Origin of the sequence: Ahrensia sp. 13_GOM-1096m (genome assembly GCF_000620605.1) — a bacterium.
GTDB classification, from domain to species: domain Bacteria; phylum Pseudomonadota; class Alphaproteobacteria; order Rhizobiales; family Rhizobiaceae; genus Ahrensia; species Ahrensia kielensis.
Genome location: NZ_KK211156.1, coordinates 616,739 through 631,152, shown reverse-complemented (window position 1 = coordinate 631,152; position 14,414 = coordinate 616,739). Strand labels below are relative to the sequence as shown.

18 protein-coding genes are annotated in these 14,414 nt (G+C 48.0%); 1 reads left to right on the top strand and 17 read right to left on the bottom strand.

The window, feature by feature from the left end; genetic code table 11:
• Positions 1-16: 16 nt before the first annotated feature.
• On the top strand, positions 17-1,609 hold the full coding sequence (locus N530_RS0116855; protein WP_026481671.1) for an MBL fold metallo-hydrolase: 1,593 nt from the start codon (positions 17-19) through the stop codon (positions 1,607-1,609).
• 3 nt (positions 1,610-1,612) lie between these two features.
• Here N530_RS0116855 and N530_RS0116850 read toward each other — a convergent pair whose 3' ends face one another.
• The 17 genes from N530_RS0116850 to rpsH form a co-directional block, all read right to left on the bottom strand.
• Positions 1,613-2,608, bottom strand: a complete 996-nt coding sequence (locus N530_RS0116850) for an RluA family pseudouridine synthase (RefSeq protein ID WP_026481670.1) — start codon at positions 2,606-2,608, stop codon at positions 1,613-1,615.
• Positions 2,609-2,616: 8 nt separating this feature from the next.
• Positions 2,617-2,997, bottom strand: a complete 381-nt coding sequence (gene crcB / locus N530_RS0116845; RefSeq protein WP_026481669.1) for a fluoride efflux transporter CrcB — start codon at positions 2,995-2,997, stop codon at positions 2,617-2,619.
• A 6-nt stretch (positions 2,998-3,003) separates the two neighbouring features.
• Positions 3,004-3,819, bottom strand: coding sequence for an aspartyl/asparaginyl beta-hydroxylase domain-containing protein (locus N530_RS0116840; RefSeq protein ID WP_026481668.1), 816 nt, complete (start codon positions 3,817-3,819; stop codon positions 3,004-3,006).
• A gap of 81 nt (positions 3,820-3,900) precedes the next feature.
• Positions 3,901-5,223: a replication-associated recombination protein A gene (locus tag N530_RS0116835; protein ID WP_026481667.1), complete on the bottom strand. Its 1,323-nt coding sequence runs from the start codon at positions 5,221-5,223 to the stop codon at positions 3,901-3,903.
• A 1-nt stretch (position 5,224) separates the two neighbouring features.
• Positions 5,225-6,736: a DegQ family serine endoprotease gene (locus tag N530_RS18480; protein ID WP_081774016.1), complete on the bottom strand. Its 1,512-nt coding sequence runs from the start codon at positions 6,734-6,736 to the stop codon at positions 5,225-5,227.
• A gap of 96 nt (positions 6,737-6,832) precedes the next feature.
• Entirely contained in the window at positions 6,833-7,261 is a 429-nt protein-coding gene (gene rplQ / locus N530_RS0116825) for a 50S ribosomal protein L17 (RefSeq protein ID WP_026481666.1), read from the bottom strand.
• A 46-nt stretch (positions 7,262-7,307) separates the two neighbouring features.
• Complete coding sequence (locus N530_RS0116820) at positions 7,308-8,315, bottom strand: DNA-directed RNA polymerase subunit alpha (protein WP_026481665.1); 1,008 nt, start codon at positions 8,313-8,315, stop codon at positions 7,308-7,310.
• A gap of 101 nt (positions 8,316-8,416) precedes the next feature.
• On the bottom strand, positions 8,417-8,806 hold the full coding sequence (gene rpsK / locus N530_RS0116815; protein WP_026481664.1) for a 30S ribosomal protein S11: 390 nt from the start codon (positions 8,804-8,806) through the stop codon (positions 8,417-8,419).
• A gap of 62 nt (positions 8,807-8,868) precedes the next feature.
• A complete protein-coding gene (rpsM, locus tag N530_RS0116810) occupies positions 8,869-9,237 on the bottom strand; it encodes a 30S ribosomal protein S13 (protein WP_026481663.1) in 369 nt (122 codons plus the stop codon).
• A 220-nt stretch (positions 9,238-9,457) separates the two neighbouring features.
• On the bottom strand, positions 9,458-10,108 hold the full coding sequence (locus N530_RS0116805) for an adenylate kinase (RefSeq protein ID WP_026481662.1): 651 nt from the start codon (positions 10,106-10,108) through the stop codon (positions 9,458-9,460).
• Positions 10,105-11,445: a preprotein translocase subunit SecY gene (secY, locus tag N530_RS0116800; protein WP_026481661.1), complete on the bottom strand. Its 1,341-nt coding sequence runs from the start codon at positions 11,443-11,445 to the stop codon at positions 10,105-10,107. Before secY ends, N530_RS0116805 begins: the two co-directional genes overlap by 4 nt.
• Before the next feature lie 181 nt (positions 11,446-11,626).
• On the bottom strand, positions 11,627-12,103 hold the full coding sequence (rplO, locus tag N530_RS0116795; protein ID WP_026481660.1) for a 50S ribosomal protein L15: 477 nt from the start codon (positions 12,101-12,103) through the stop codon (positions 11,627-11,629).
• Between the two features lie 18 nt (positions 12,104-12,121).
• Positions 12,122-12,322: a 50S ribosomal protein L30 gene (rpmD, locus tag N530_RS0116790; RefSeq protein ID WP_026481659.1), complete on the bottom strand. Its 201-nt coding sequence runs from the start codon at positions 12,320-12,322 to the stop codon at positions 12,122-12,124.
• 48 nt (positions 12,323-12,370) lie between these two features.
• Positions 12,371-12,934 (bottom strand): 30S ribosomal protein S5, encoded by a 564-nt coding sequence (rpsE, locus tag N530_RS0116785; protein WP_026481658.1) that lies wholly within the window; start codon positions 12,932-12,934, stop codon positions 12,371-12,373.
• A gap of 128 nt (positions 12,935-13,062) precedes the next feature.
• Entirely contained in the window at positions 13,063-13,425 is a 363-nt protein-coding gene (gene rplR / locus N530_RS0116780) for a 50S ribosomal protein L18 (RefSeq protein WP_026481657.1), read from the bottom strand.
• Between the two features lie 11 nt (positions 13,426-13,436).
• The gene (gene rplF / locus N530_RS0116775; RefSeq protein ID WP_026481656.1) at positions 13,437-13,970 is read right to left on the bottom strand and encodes a 50S ribosomal protein L6; all 534 of its coding nucleotides are present in this window, start codon (positions 13,968-13,970) and stop codon (positions 13,437-13,439) included.
• 44 nt (positions 13,971-14,014) lie between these two features.
• Positions 14,015-14,413, bottom strand: coding sequence for a 30S ribosomal protein S8 (rpsH, locus tag N530_RS0116770; protein ID WP_026481655.1), 399 nt, complete (start codon positions 14,411-14,413; stop codon positions 14,015-14,017).
• Between the last annotated feature and the right edge of the window lies 1 nt (position 14,414).

Here is a 14,414-nt window from a genome sequence, read left to right as displayed (position 1 = left end):
CAAGGATATCCCAACTATGACCACGCTCTCATTCTTCGGTGCCGCCGGCACAGTTACCGGTTCTTGTTCCATGGTAGAAACAGCAGGCGCAAGCTTTCTTGTTGATTGCGGCATGTTTCAAGGCAACAAAACCGTCCGTGCTCTCAACGATCAGGATTTTCCTTTCGATGCCGCTAAGGCTGATTTTCTCATCCTTACGCACGCTCATATCGACCACTCAGGCCTTTTGCCAAAACTCATTAAACATGGCTTTAAAGGCAAAATTTACGCCACAACGCCAACGGTCGATTTGTTGAGTTTCATGCTGCTTGATTCGGCACGCATTCAAGAAGGCAATAATGAGCGCGAAAACCGCAAGCGCGCGCGTAAAGGGCTCGATCCCGTTGAGCCGCTCTACACACAAGACCACGCAAAAGGTGTTTTCCCGCTGCTTGAAGCCGTCGATTATGGCAATTGGTTTTCACCGCACAAAGATATCGAATTCCGTTTCTGGAATGCTGGCCATATTCTTGGCTCGGCCTCGGCTGAAATCAAATTTCCCGATGAAAACGGCAACACAATGCGCATTTTGTTTTCCGGTGACATTGGGCCAGAGGAAAAAGTATTCCACCCAGAACCTGGCGGCGAAACAGGCTTTGACTACATTGTATCAGAAAGCACCTATGGCGACCGTGACCGCGATGATTACACGCTGGAAAAGCGCCGCGAAATGCTTAAAGCCGAATTGGTGCGCGGTTTAGAAAAAGGCGGCAATGTTGTCATTCCAGCTTTTGCTGTTGAGCGAAGCCAAGAGCTTCTGCATGATATTGGTGTATTGCTTGCTCGAAATGAGCTGCCGCAAACAACCGTATTTTTAGATTCGCCACTTGCGCGAAAAGTCACAGAAGTTTTCATCAAACATGCTGATACGCTTGATGATGTCGAAATTGCCAATAGCGAGCTTTTCCGTGATGAAGATTTCCGCCTTGTTGAAAGCGTTGATGAGAGCAAAGCGATCAATAAAATCAAAGGTGGTGCGATCATCATTTCTGCATCAGGCATGGCCGATGCAGGCCGAATTCAGCACCATATTAAAAACAATATATGGAAACGTAATGCGACTATTTTGTTTGTTGGTTATCAAGCACCGGGCAGCCTCGGTCATGTGATCACATCCGGCGCGGAAAAAGTCCGCATTCATGGCCAAGAATATGCCGTTAAGGCAGATATTCGCCGCCTCGGAAATTATTCAGCGCACGCAGATCAGGGCGAATTGCTGGAATGGATTTTGGAACGCTCGCCAATCGCTGGCGGACTGTTCCTCAATCACGGCGACGATGATGCACGCGCAGTTTTAAAAGGCCTGCTGATTGAAAAAGGCATCAAATCTGAACTCATTCATATGCCGCAATTCGATGAAAGCTACGCGCTTAAAGCTGGCGATCCCGCCTCTAAAGGCCGCGTAGAATCTTTGGGCGCAAAACCGCCGCGCATTGATACAAGCGAGATGAAAACCGATTGGCATAATGATTATGCAGCATTCGTCGTGGAGCTAACCAAGAAACTCGACAAAAGCACAAATGACCAACAAAGACGCGCTTTGTTGGCCAAACTAAAATCCCAGCTTTAAGGTTTAGCTGTCTTCCATTTCATCGCCGCGGGCCTCTTCAAGACCGAGGAGGTTCCAGCTTTGAACCATATGTTGCGGCATTGGTGCACTGACATCGATCATCGCACCGCCTGACGGGTGCGGTATGCGTAGACGCCGTGCATGCAAATGCAATTTATTTTGAATGCCGCCTGGAAAATCCCAGTTCGGATCATCTTCAAAATATTTTGGATCACCCAGTATCGGACATTCCATCTGCAAGGTGTGAACACGAAGCTGGTGTGTGCGCCCTGTATAAGGCTCAAGCTCTAGCCATGTTAAACGTTGGCCAATCCGCTCAATAATCCGGTAGTTTGAAACAGCGTGATCTGCGCCTTTAATACCATGACGAACGACTTCCATGCGGTCGCCATCCGGTGTCTGCTTTTTCAAAAGCCAGCTTTTGATTGTGCCTTCAGTTTTCGGCGGCGCAGCTTTCACAAGTGCCCAATAGGTCTTCTTCGTTTCACGGTGACGAAACGATTCGGCCAGTTTTTGAGCCGCGCTGCGTGTTTTCGCAACCATCAGAACGCCGGATGTATCACGGTCAAGACGGTGAACAAGACGCGGCTTCTCACCCTTCTGATTACGAAGCGCTTCAAGCATTCCGTCAATATGACGCGGCACATTTGAACCGCCCTGCACCGAAAGGCCCGGCGGCTTGTTGATAACCAGCACGCGCTCATCTTCAAACAACGTCATCTTGCGAATAGCTTCTGCATCACCCGTATTACGAATGGAATGCGCCGTCATATTGCCATCACTTGCTCTATCCGTCTGCATAGGCGGAATACGAACGCTTTGACCTTTTTGAAGACGCGTATCTGATTTTACACGGCCACCATCAACCCGCACTTGGCCAGAGCGTAATAGTTTTTGCAACGGCCCGAAGCCTAACCCTGGATAGTGCGACTTAAACCAGCGGTCTAAGCGCATGCCATCTTCTTCGCCGTCAACTTCAATATTTTCAACGCCCGCCATAAAATTCCCTAACCTAAGCTGCGCATAAGCAGCAAACCGGCGAAAAGCGCGCCGACCGAAACGATAACGCTAATCGCAATATAAAGTCCTGCTTGAGCGATATCACCGCGCTCATACAAAACAACCGCATCCAAAGAGAATGCAGAAAATGTCGTAAAGCCACCGAGAAAGCCGGTGGCAAGAAACAGTCGTAATTCATTGCTCGAACCGCCCATGCGGCGCGCGAGCCATGCAATCAAAAGCCCCATTAAAAAAGAGCCAGCGATATTGACGATGATGGTGCCATAAGGAAATCCAGCGCCCAGCACCCGCATGGCGCTCACATTCACGCCATGCCGCAGCATTGCGCCCAAAGCGCCGCCAATACCAATGAGCAAGAAACTAAACATAACGCATCAGTTCGCTTTCGCCCCGATCAACTTCCAATTTTTATAGAAGAACTTCTTCAAGCGGCCGCCAACAAATGACACAAAAGCCAAACCAGCATCAATAAAGGCAGGCACGTAACTTGGGCGCGCCACATCCATAAACACTACGTAACGTCTTGCATCCAGATCATTGATAGAGCGATGGAACAATGTATCGTCGAAAATATAAAGCGGGTCTTCGTGCCAGAAATTCTTTTTGCCCTGACATTCGATAAACACTTTGTCTGTTTCAATCGGCGACAAATTAAGCAAAACGCGATAGCTCAAACGGTGTGGACCATAGTGCCACGTTGTCTTTTCTTTGCCGCTAAACACAGAAACCGCAATTGTTTTGACAAATTTATAATCGCCGTTCAATTCCGGCACATTATCAATCTGCTTTTTACCAAACCAGCGATACACATACATGCCGCGTCGGCCTTCGCCAAAAACAGAGTCAATATCGGCGATAATTGTATCTTTTTGTGCGCGGAATACGTCCAGCACATCATCTATTTCAGCACGGTGTGTTTCGGGCAAATCCTCAAGCTTAAGAACACCGGGATTGCGCGGTGAAATAATATCTACAAACAGGTTGAATGGCGATAAAAACCAAGTCAGCAATCCGTTGCCGCTAAAATAGCGCCGGAACATCATACCGGTCTTTGCTTTATTGCGTGATATATCAAGCAGACCGCAGATCAGCCAAAAAATCGTAATCAACGGTATGAAGTAAAATAGAATTGCCAATACAATAGCGGCGATTGCCATGCTTTTGATAAGCTTTTTTGTATCACGATTCATCGCAGCACCATCACTTGTTCATTTATGTGTTTCATTTACGCATTGATCGTTCAATCAGCAAGGTTACAATTTGACCTGCTATCAAGAACTGCCACGCTGTCTTCTTAATTTTGACCAGTAGTCCAAGCGTTTCCCAATATCGCGCTCAAAACCGCGCTCGACGGGCTCGTAATATTTCTGGCGCCCCATTTCGGTTGGAAAATAGTCCTGCCCTGAAAAAGCATCCGGTGCGTCATGGTCATATTGATAGCCAACACCATAGCCTTCAGCACCCATCAATTTGGTTGGAGCATTTAGAATATGCTTAGGCGGCAACAATGAACCAAATTGCTGTGCTGATATACGCGCCGCTTTATAAGCTTTATAAACGGCATTGGATTTAGGCGCAGACGCTAAATAGACGCACGCTTGCGCCAGTGCCAACTCACCCTCAGGCGAGCCGAGATAATCAAACGCATCTTTTGCAGCCAACGTAATTTGCAGCGCTTGCGGATCAGCAAGACCAATATCTTCTGACGCCATACGCACCAAGCGCCGCCCTAGATAAAGCGGATCTTCGCCAGCATCGAGCATACGCGCAAGATAGTAAAGCGCAGCATCCGGATCAGAACCCCGCACAGACTTATGCAAGGCCGATATGAGATTGTAATGACCGTCTTGGCCCTTGTCGTAAAGCGGCGCACGGCGTTGCAAAATTTTACGTAAACCATCAACACCGATGCGCTCATCCGGCAATGTTGAACGATAAAGCTCTTCTGCAAGTGTTAGCACTGCGCGTCCATCACCATCAGCCATAGCGATGATGGCGATGCGCCCATCTTCATCAACGGGCAGAGGCCGACCAATAAGCGCTTCAGCTTTGGTCAAAAGAAGTGAAAGACTATCCTCATCATGGCGCTTTAAAGTAAGCACCCGCGCCCGTGACAATAGCGCAGCATTAAGTTCAAATGACGGGTTTTCAGTGGTCGCACCGATCAAGGTAATCGTACCATCTTCCATAACAGGCAAAAAACTGTCCTGCTGTGCGCGGTTAAAACGGTGTATTTCGTCCACGAAAAGAATGGTCGCAGTGCCATTGCTACGGCGCAAACGTGCCGATTCAAATATCTTCTTCAAATCAGCGACACCACTAAAAATAGCAGAAAGTTGCTCAAAGTGATGATCTGTCTTACCAGCAATCAAACGCGCTAAAGTTGTTTTGCCAGTGCCGGGCGGTCCCCATAAAATGAGGCTCCCTGCTCCACCGGTAGAAAACAGACGCGTTAAAACACCCTCATCCCCAGTTAAATGGTCCTGACCAACAACATCGGAAAGCTCTTTGGGGCGCAGCCGATCTGCCAGCGGTCGATTTAAATCGCCACTGTTTGCGTTCTGCTTATCTTCAGTATCAAAAAGTTCAGCCAATTTAATACCGCAAAAACTGACGGATAGAACGGCCATTTCTAATAATTTGAAAACGCCAAGAACGACGATCAACGTTCAAAACATCCTTAGCAATGTCAATACTGCTCATCTGTTCGCCGTTTACATCTTCGATAATGTCGCCGGGCCTAAAGCCTGAACGCGCAGCATTTGAACCACGCTCAATATCTGTAATGACAACACCGCGAACATCACCGCGTATCCGCAGCTTACGGATAATCTGGGATGTCGGCTCAGATATTTTTGCACCAGCAAACGGACTACGTCCCTCGATGATCAAGGTCCTCGCAGCAACTTCAGCCGGAGGTGCCGCAAGTTTAACTTTCACAGTTACAAGCTTGCCACGTGAAAAGACGTCAACCTCGGCTTCTTCCTCAAGGGAAAGTGTCGCCAAACGATAACCAAGCGCATCAGGATGTTCGATCCGGTGACCGTTAATCGCCAGCAATACGTCACCAACTTTCAAGCCCGCATTATCAGCAGGTCCTTTATCAACAACACTTGCAATGATAGCACCTGATGGACGCTGCAAGCCCAGGCTTTCAGCAATATCTGGCGTAACAGGTTCAAAATCAGCGCCAATATAAGGTCGTTCAAATGCATCACTGCCACCTTTGGCCTGCGCCACAACCGCACGCACCATATTGGCCGGAATAGCAAAGCCTATACCGTTTGAGCCACCAGAGCGGCTAAAGATAGCGGTGTTAATGCCAACCAAATTACCCGTCATATCAATCAAAGCACCGCCGGAATTGCCGGGATTAATCGCAGCATCTGTTTGGATAAAGAAACCAAAATCAGACACGCCAACGCGCGTACGCGCAACGGCTGAAACAATACCGGATGTAATTGTTTGGCCCACACCAAATGGATTGCCGATTGCCAAAACCAAATCGCCTGTTAGCAACTGATCAGACTCTGCAAATTTAAGTGCAGGCAAATCTTCACCTGCATTAATGCGTAATACAGCAAGGTCAGAACGTTCATCACGCAGCACAACTTCGCTTTCAAACTCGCGGCCATCTGAAAGCGCCACTTTGATCTCATCAGCACCATCAATCACATGATTGTTCGTTACAACGAGCCCTGCACCGTCAACAATAACACCTGAACCGAGCGACGCTTCAACACGTGGCTGGCGCTGCCCAAGACGATTGCCAAAAAACTGCTCAAAAAATGGATCACCAGCAAAAGGTGACTGTCTTTGCTCGACTTTGCGGGCTGCATAAACGTTCACAACAGAAGGCGATGTTTTTTCAACAAGCGGCGCAAAGGAAAGCTGAATGTCGCCTTGGCCAAGTGGCACACGCCGCATGATTGACGTTGTTTCAGCCTGCGGTTCTGCCACATCACTATTTTGCTCAGGCTCATTGGGCTGAAATAACTCGTTGAGAAAACCACGGATGCTATTATCGGGACTCTGCGCATGAGCAGTCTTTGGGCCAATTGCAGCAGCCGCCAAAATAATAGTTGTAGCAACAAAACGAATAAGCATTCTTGTCTCCGAGCAAATCACTATAGCAAGTCCAATATAGAACGAAAAAAGGGCCCCGAAAGGCCCTTACTTCTTAAATCGCTTTTAAAGGCGAAATTATGCTGCAGCTTCTTCGTTCTGATCTTCTGCTTCAAGACGTGCACGGTCGCCCGCACCACGTGCATCAACATCACGATCAACGAATTCGATGACTGCCATAGGCGCATTGTCACCTGTGCGGAAGCCCGCTTTCATGATGCGCAAATAGCCGCCGTGACGATCCGCATAGCGCGGTGCCAATGAAGCAAACAATTTACGTGTCTGAATTTCGTCACGAATTGAAGACGCGACTTGGCGACGTGCGTGAAGATCACCACGTTTGCCCAAAGTAACGAGCTTCTCAACGATTGGACGCAATTCCTTTGCTTTTGGCAAAGTTGTCACGATTTGTTCGTGTTCGATAAGTGAAGCTGCCATGTTTGCAAACATTGCTTTACGGTGGCTGCTTGTACGATTTAGCTTGCGGCCTGATTTACCGTGGCGCATGAGCCTTCTCCTAAGTTGTCCGGCTCAGCCGGAGTAAGTTCAAAAATTAATAGTGATCTTCGTAACGTTTTGCGAGATCTTCGATATTTTCTGGTGGCCAAGTTGGTACTTCCATACCGAGATGTAGGCCCATAGATGCCAAAACTTCTTTAATCTCGTTAAGAGACTTACGACCGAAGTTAGGCGTACGAAGCATTTCGCCTTCGCTCTTCTGAATAAGATCGCCAATATAAACAATATTGTCGTTCTTCAAGCAGTTTGCAGAGCGAACAGAAAGTTCCAACTCATCAACCTTCTTAAGAAGAGCTGGGTTGAATGCAAGTTCTTGAACTTGTTCTTCCTGCGCTTCTTTTTCTGGCTCTTCAAAGTTAACAAACACACCAAGCTGGTCTTGTAGAATACGTGCAGCAAAAGCCACAGCATCTTCACCTGAAACAGTGCCGTTTGTTTCGATTGTCATGAGCAATTTGTCATAATCGAGAACTTGGCCTTCGCGTGTGTTCTCAACTTTGTAAGAAACTTTGCGAACTGGTGAATAAAGACTATCAACCGGAATAAGACCGATTGGCGCATCTTCAGCACGGTTACGTTCAGCAGGAACATAACCTTTACCCGCATCAACGGTGAATTCCATACGGATTTCAGCGCCTTCATCAAGCGTACACAAGACATGGTCAGGGTTGAGAACTTCAACATCGCCAACAGTCTGAATGTCAGAAGCCAAAACAGCGCCTGGTCCTTGCTTGCGCACAACCATACGTTTCGGGCCATCGCCTTCCATGCTGATCGCAATTTCCTTAATGTTCAAGATGATGTCTGTAACATCTTCGCGAACACCAGGAATGGAAGAGAACTCGTGTAGAACGCCGTCAATCTGCACAGCAGTAACAGCAGCACCACGAAGTGAAGATAGCAAAACGCGGCGAAGCGCATTACCCAAAGTCAAGCCAAAACCGCGTTCAAGCGGCTCAACGATCAAAGACACTTTCTTACCAGAGCCTTTGAATTCAACTTTGTTCGGCTTAATCAGTTCTTGCCAGTTTTTTTGTATCACAGCATTTTCCTTCAACTACAACGCTACCATCCAATCGTAGCGCTCTGTCTTTTATCGAGCATCGCTGGATTAACGACACCCAAATCACATCGTGGTCGGGTTTATACCCGGCGACGTTTTTTAGGGCGGCAGCCATTATGCGGAATAGTTGTCACATCACGAATAGACGTGATTGTGAAACCCGCAGCCTGCAACGCACGCAATGCTGATTCACGACCTGAGCCAGGACCGTTAACTTCAACTTCCAAAGACTTCATACCGTGTTCTTGTGCTTTTTTAGCGCAATCTTCTGCAGCCATCTGAGCAGCAAACGGTGTAGATTTACGAGAGCCTTTAAAACCCTGCATACCAGCTGAAGACCAAGCAATTGCATTGCCCTGTGCATCAGTGATTGTGATCATTGTGTTGTTGAAAGTAGAATTCACATGAGCAATGCCAGATGAAATGTTTTTCTTTTCGCGGCGTTTAACGCGTCCAGCTTCTTTAGCCATTTAATAGTTCCTTTGATTTCAAGCGCCGCCGTAGCACCGGCGGCTAAACCGAAAATTTATGATTATTTCTTCTTACCAGCGATCGCTTTTGCTGGGCCCTTACGTGTGCGCGCATTTGTGTGCGTACGCTGACCACGAACAGGAAGACCACGACGGTGACGAAGACCACGGTAACAACCAAGGTCCATCAAGCGCTTAACATTCATAGATGTTTCGCGGCGAAGGTCGCCTTCAACCTGATAGTCACGGTCGATTGTTTCGCGGATGCCGAGAATTTCAGCGTCAGACAATTCGTTGACGCGGCGCTCTGGCGCAATGTTGTTTTTCTCGATGATTTCTTTCGCGAATTGCGCACCAATACCGTGAATGTATTGTAGTGAGATAATTACACGTTTCTGTGTTGGGATGTTAACCCCGGCAATACGAGCCATGCTCAATACTCCATGTATGCCAAAATGGCGTTTATGTTGCTCGCGTCCGGTGGAGGCCGGCCCTTGCGAGGCTCGCTATCAAATACGCAAACCAATCCCAACAGGAATCAAAACTCACGCGTTTTTAAGGGAGTCGGTGGGCTATAAGCCTGACGTGAACAACTGTCAACAGCCGGTATGCACGAATCATACCGACTGTATGGATTTCTATCGTTTCGGATTAAACCTCATCCAAAACTTTTTTTATGCTTTCGCCCACTTGCTCAATCGCCTGTAGGCCATCAACTGATTGCAACATGCCTTTGGCATAGTAATAACCAAGCAGCGGCGATGTTTCTTTATAATAGGCCATAAGCCGCGTCTTTAGCGCTTCTGGATTATCATCCTTACGGCGTTTAAACTCTGTACCACCGCATTTGTCGCACACGCCCTTTTTAGCCGTAGGCTGCAAAGTATCATTATAACCAGCGCCACAATTTGCGCAGGTAAAACGACCAGCAATGCGTTCAACAAGAACTTCGTCTTCAACGGATAGCTCAATCACGACATCAAGCGGCATGCCCTTTTCAGCAAGCAGATCCTCTACGGCATCAGCTTGCACCAGCGTGCGCGGGTATCCATCAAGAATGAACCCTTTGTCACAATCAGGTTGCTCAAGGCGTTCTGATACAATCGCATTCACGATATCATCTGATACAAGGTTACCTGCATCCATAACGCTTTTAGCGCGAAGACCAACTTCGGTGCCAGCTGCAACAGCTGCACGAAGCATATCACCAGTCGAAAGTTGTGGAATGCCGTAAGCCTCAACAAGCTTTTGTGCTTGCGTTCCCTTACCCGCACCCGGCGGCCCTAGAAGAATTAATCTCATCTACGCTTTTTCCCCCCGCGTAATTTAGACTTCTTGATCAAGCCTTCATACTGGTGGGCGATAAGATGACCTTGCACCTGAGCGACCGTATCCAGTGTGACGCTGACCACGATCAGCAATGATGTACCACCCAGATAGAACGGTACGCCTGTGCGCGCTATTAGAAATTCGGGTAATATACAAACCAAAACCAAGTAAATTGCACCAACAACTGTGATGCGCGTCAAAACGTAATCGATATACTCAGCTGTACGAGCACCAGGGCGAATGCCTGGAATAAAGCCAGAATGGTTTTTAAGGTTGTCAGCTGTCTCCTGCGGATTGAAAACAATCGCAGTGTAGAAGAAAGCAAAGAACGCAATCAAAGCAGCATAAAACACCATATAAAGCGGCTGTCCATGACCAAGGGCAGCAAGAACGCTTGTCGCCCAGTCAGGAAGATTGCTGGTATCAGAGAAACCAGCAAGTGTCGCAGGCAACAATAGAAGTGATGATGCGAAGATCGCAGGAATAACACCAGCTGTGTTAAGCTTTAGTGGCAGGTGCGACGTATCGCCCTGGAACATTCTGTTGCCGACTTGACGCTTCGGATACTGGATCAGCAAGCGGCGTTGTGCGCGCTCAACAAAAACAATCAAAGCAATAATAGCGACAGCAAGCACGAGTATGCCAACCACAAGGCCGGCCGACAAAGCGCCTGTACGGCTAAGCTCAAGCGTGCCAGCAATCGCTGATGGCATACCAGCAACAATACCCGCGAAAATAATCAGCGAAATACCGTTACCAATGCCGCGCGCTGTAATCTGCTCACCAAGCCACATGAGGAACATTGTACCGCCAACAAGCGAAATCACTGTTGAGAAGCGGAAGAACCAGCCTGGATCGGAAACAATGCCAGTACCACCCTCAAGGCCAACAGCGATGCCATAAGCCTGCAGGGTAGCGAGGAACACTGTGCCATAACGCGTATATTGGTTGATAACCTTACGCCCCTGCTCTCCCTCTTTTTTAAGCTGTTCAAGCTGAGGAATAACAGATGTCATCAACTGAATGGCAATTGATGCAGAGATGTAAGGCATAATGCCAAGTGCAAAAATCGCCATGCGCTCAATCGCGCCACCGGCAAACATATTAAATTGGCCAAGAATACCGCTTGATTGGGTTTGGAAAGCTTGTGCAAAAGCCTCCATATTCAAACCCGGCAACGGGATATACGTACCCAGTCGATAAACAAGCAGAGCACCAAGCGTAAACCAAATACGCTTTTTAAGCTCAGTTGCCTTCGAGAAGGCGCCCAAATTCATATTAGAAGCTAATTGTTCGGCAGCAGAGGCCATAGAATTCTCCGGTTCGCTATTCCGCGGTCACAAGTCGACTCTGCAGATTTACCCCAGATAGGCATAAGAGACGCGACGTGCAAGTCACAAAGTCAGTGACATCAACCGTGATTAACGGATAAAACCATTGGTACAAACAAAAAAGGCGGGCACATGGCCCGCCGTTCCTGCAAATTATAGATTAAACTTCCGAAGCAGCGGCGGCGGTAACAGTAATCTTACCACCAGCTTTTTCGATCTTTTCAATCGCTGACTTAGATGCGCCAGCCACTTCAAGAGTAAGTTTAGATTTAACTTCGCCATCACCAAGAACGCGAACACCATCCAAAGCACGACGGCAAATGCCAGCTTCGATCAATGTTTCAACAGTAATTGTGTTTTTAGCATCAAGCTTTTTAGCTTCAATAGCTGCTTCAATACGCTCGATAGAAACGACATTGAAGTTTTTAGCAAAGATGTTTGTAAAGCCGCGTTTAGGCAAGCGACGATAGATCGGCATCTGGCCGCCCTCGTAGCCCTTGATAGCCACACCTGAGCGTGACTTCTGACCTTTTACGCCGCGTCCGCCAGTTTTGCCCTTACCAGAGCCAATACCGCGACCAACACGTATTCTGGAGTGCGTTGCACCCTCATTATCGCGTAGTTCATTGAGTTTCATATCAAATACTCCGGTCTATCAAGCTTCGTCGTGTACACGAACGAGGTGAGAGACTTTAAGGATCATGCCGCGAACCGCTGGTGTATCTTCCAGTGTGCGTACACGATGCATTTTATTCAGGCCCAGACCGATCAGCGTTTGACGCTGGTCTGCTGAGCGGCGGATTGGGCTGCCGATCTGTTCAACGGTGACAGTCGCGCCTTTGGATTTATCAACCATAGTGCAATTCCTCTGTAAAACTTGTCCCTAAGGACGGTTTCACCGTTCCTATTCTTCGGTGCCAATCAGATCGCGACGACGCGCCTGAAGTGTTGAGTATTTAACACCGCGCTGAGCAGCGATGTCTTTCGGGTGCATTTGGTTTTTCAATGCATCAAATGTCGCGCGAACCATGTTGTATGGGTTCGAAGAACCAACAGATTTCGCAACAACGTCATGCATACCAACAGTTTCGAAAACTGCACGCATAGGACCACCAGCAATAATACCAGTACCAGCAGGTGCTGCACGCAACACAACTTTACCAGCGCCGTGACGGCCCTTAACGTCGTGATGCAATGTACGTCCGCTGCGCAATGGAACGAAAATCATTTCGCGCTTTGCAGCTTCAGTTGCCTTGCGGATTGCTTCAGGCACTTCACGCGCCTTACCATGACCAAAGCCAACACGGCCTTTTTGGTCGCCAACAACGACAAGCGCAGCAAAACCAAAGCGACGACCGCCTTTTACAACTTTTGCAACGCGATTAATATGAACGAGCTTGTCGACGAATTCGCTGTCGACTTCCTCGCGGTTGTTGCGGTCGTTACGACCGCCACGATCTTGTGCCATTTCCCTAATCCTTATTTTTTTCCGGAAGCACGGGGTTTAACAAAAATAGAGCAACAAAGTGCTGCCCTACAGATGTAATTTAGCCCGCTTAAACTAGCGGGCTAAAACTGTCCAGCTTTACGTTCAAATTAGAACGTTAGGCCACCCTCACGGGCAGCGTCAGCCAAAGCTTTGATACGGCCGTGGAAAATATATGGTCCACGGTCGAAAACGACTTCGCTGATGCCTGCTTTAGAAGCACGTTCGGCAACGAGTTTACCAACGGCAGATGCTGCATCAATATCAGCACCTGACTTTAGCGACTTGCGAAGATCTGCATCCAAAGTTGAGGCAGAAGCAATTGTATTGCCTGCTACATCATCAATGAGCTGCGCATAGATATTTTTTGAAGAGCGGTAAACCGAAAGGCGCACGCGGCCGCTGCCTACCTTCTTCAGCTGGCGGCGAACGCGTTGCGCGCGGCGCTGCACTGCTTGCTTGTTTGAAGCCATGATAGCGGTCCTTACTTCTTCTTACCTTCTTTGCGGATGATCGTCTCTTCCGCATATTTAATACCCTTGCCTTTATAAGGCTCAGGTGAGCGGAATTTACGAATTTCAGCCGCGACTTGACCAAGCTGTTGCTTGTCGATGCCAGTCAACACGATTTCAGTCGGCTTCGGTGTTGCAGCAGAGACGCCCTCAGGCACCTGATAAACAACATCATGTGAATAACCAACCGCTAGCTGAATGTTTTTACCTTGCATAGTAGCACGGTAACCAACACCATTGATTTCAAGCTTGCGCTCAAAACCTTCTTTAACGCCATCAACAATGTTCTGGATCATTGTGCGGGACATACCCCACTTTGATCGTGCAACTTTAGAGCTATCACGCGGCTGAACAGAGATTTCTCCGTCCTTTACCTCAACAATAACTTCATCATTGGCGACGAATTCCAGCTCACCCTTAGGGCCTTTAGCTTTAACGATATTGCCTTCTAGCGTGGCTGTAACACCATCTGGAAGGGCAATCGCTTTTTTACCAATACGAGACATTTTATTACCTGTCCGTTCTTAAATTCGGATTGCTCTAATTCGCGTTAGAATACGCGGCAGAGCAACTCGCCACCAACATTTTTCTCACGAGCATCGTGATCTGCCATAACACCTGATGGTGTTGACAGAATTGAAATGCCCAAACCATTTGCCACATGTTCAATTGACTTAACGCCAACATAAACACGGCGTCCCGGCTTGGAAACACGCTCGATCTTGCGAATTACAGGTTGGCCTTCAGCATATTTAAGTTCGATAACGAACTCTGATTTGCCTGTGCCATATTCAACCTGTGAATAGCCACGGATGTAACCTTCAGACTGAAGAACATCAAGAACGCGAGCACGTTGCTTAGAGGCTGGCGTAGAAACGCTGCCTTTAGAGCGGTGCAAACCGTTACGAATACGGGTCAGCATATCGCCGACTGGATCTGAAACCGACATA

Coding starts and splice junctions, on each gene's coding strand:
- N530_RS0116855 (WP_026481671.1), top strand. CDS start 17: ATGACCACGCTCTCATTCTTCGGTGCCGCCGGCACAGTTACCGGTTCT.
- N530_RS0116850 (WP_026481670.1), bottom strand. CDS start 2,608: ATGGCGGGCGTTGAAAATATTGAAGTTGACGGCGAAGAAGATGGCATG.
- crcB (WP_026481669.1), bottom strand. CDS start 2,997: ATGTTTAGTTTCTTGCTCATTGGTATTGGCGGCGCTTTGGGCGCAATG.
- N530_RS0116840 (WP_026481668.1), bottom strand. CDS start 3,819: ATGAATCGTGATACAAAAAAGCTTATCAAAAGCATGGCAATCGCCGCT.
- N530_RS18480 (WP_081774016.1), bottom strand. CDS start 6,736: ATGCTTATTCGTTTTGTTGCTACAACTATTATTTTGGCGGCTGCTGCA.
- rplQ (WP_026481666.1), bottom strand. CDS start 7,261: ATGCGCCACGGTAAATCAGGCCGCAAGCTAAATCGTACAAGCAGCCAC.
- rpsK (WP_026481664.1), bottom strand. CDS start 8,806: ATGGCTAAAGAAGCTGGACGCGTTAAACGCCGCGAAAAGAAAAACATT.
- rpsM (WP_026481663.1), bottom strand. CDS start 9,237: ATGGCTCGTATTGCCGGGGTTAACATCCCAACACAGAAACGTGTAATT.
- N530_RS0116805 (WP_026481662.1), bottom strand. CDS start 10,108: ATGAGATTAATTCTTCTAGGGCCGCCGGGTGCGGGTAAGGGAACGCAA.
- secY (WP_026481661.1), bottom strand. CDS start 11,445: ATGGCCTCTGCTGCCGAACAATTAGCTTCTAATATGAATTTGGGCGCC.
- rplO (WP_026481660.1), bottom strand. CDS start 12,103: ATGAAACTCAATGAACTACGCGATAATGAGGGTGCAACGCACTCCAGA.
- rpmD (WP_026481659.1), bottom strand. CDS start 12,322: ATGGTTGATAAATCCAAAGGCGCGACTGTCACCGTTGAACAGATCGGC.
- rpsE (WP_026481658.1), bottom strand. CDS start 12,934: ATGGCACAAGATCGTGGCGGTCGTAACGACCGCAACAACCGCGAGGAA.
- rplR (WP_026481657.1), bottom strand. CDS start 13,425: ATGGCTTCAAACAAGCAAGCAGTGCAGCGCCGCGCGCAACGCGTTCGC.
- rplF (WP_026481656.1), bottom strand. CDS start 13,970: ATGTCTCGTATTGGTAAAAAAGCGATTGCCCTTCCAGATGGTGTTACA.
- rpsH (WP_026481655.1), bottom strand. CDS start 14,413: ATGTCGGTTTCAGATCCAGTCGGCGATATGCTGACCCGTATTCGTAAC.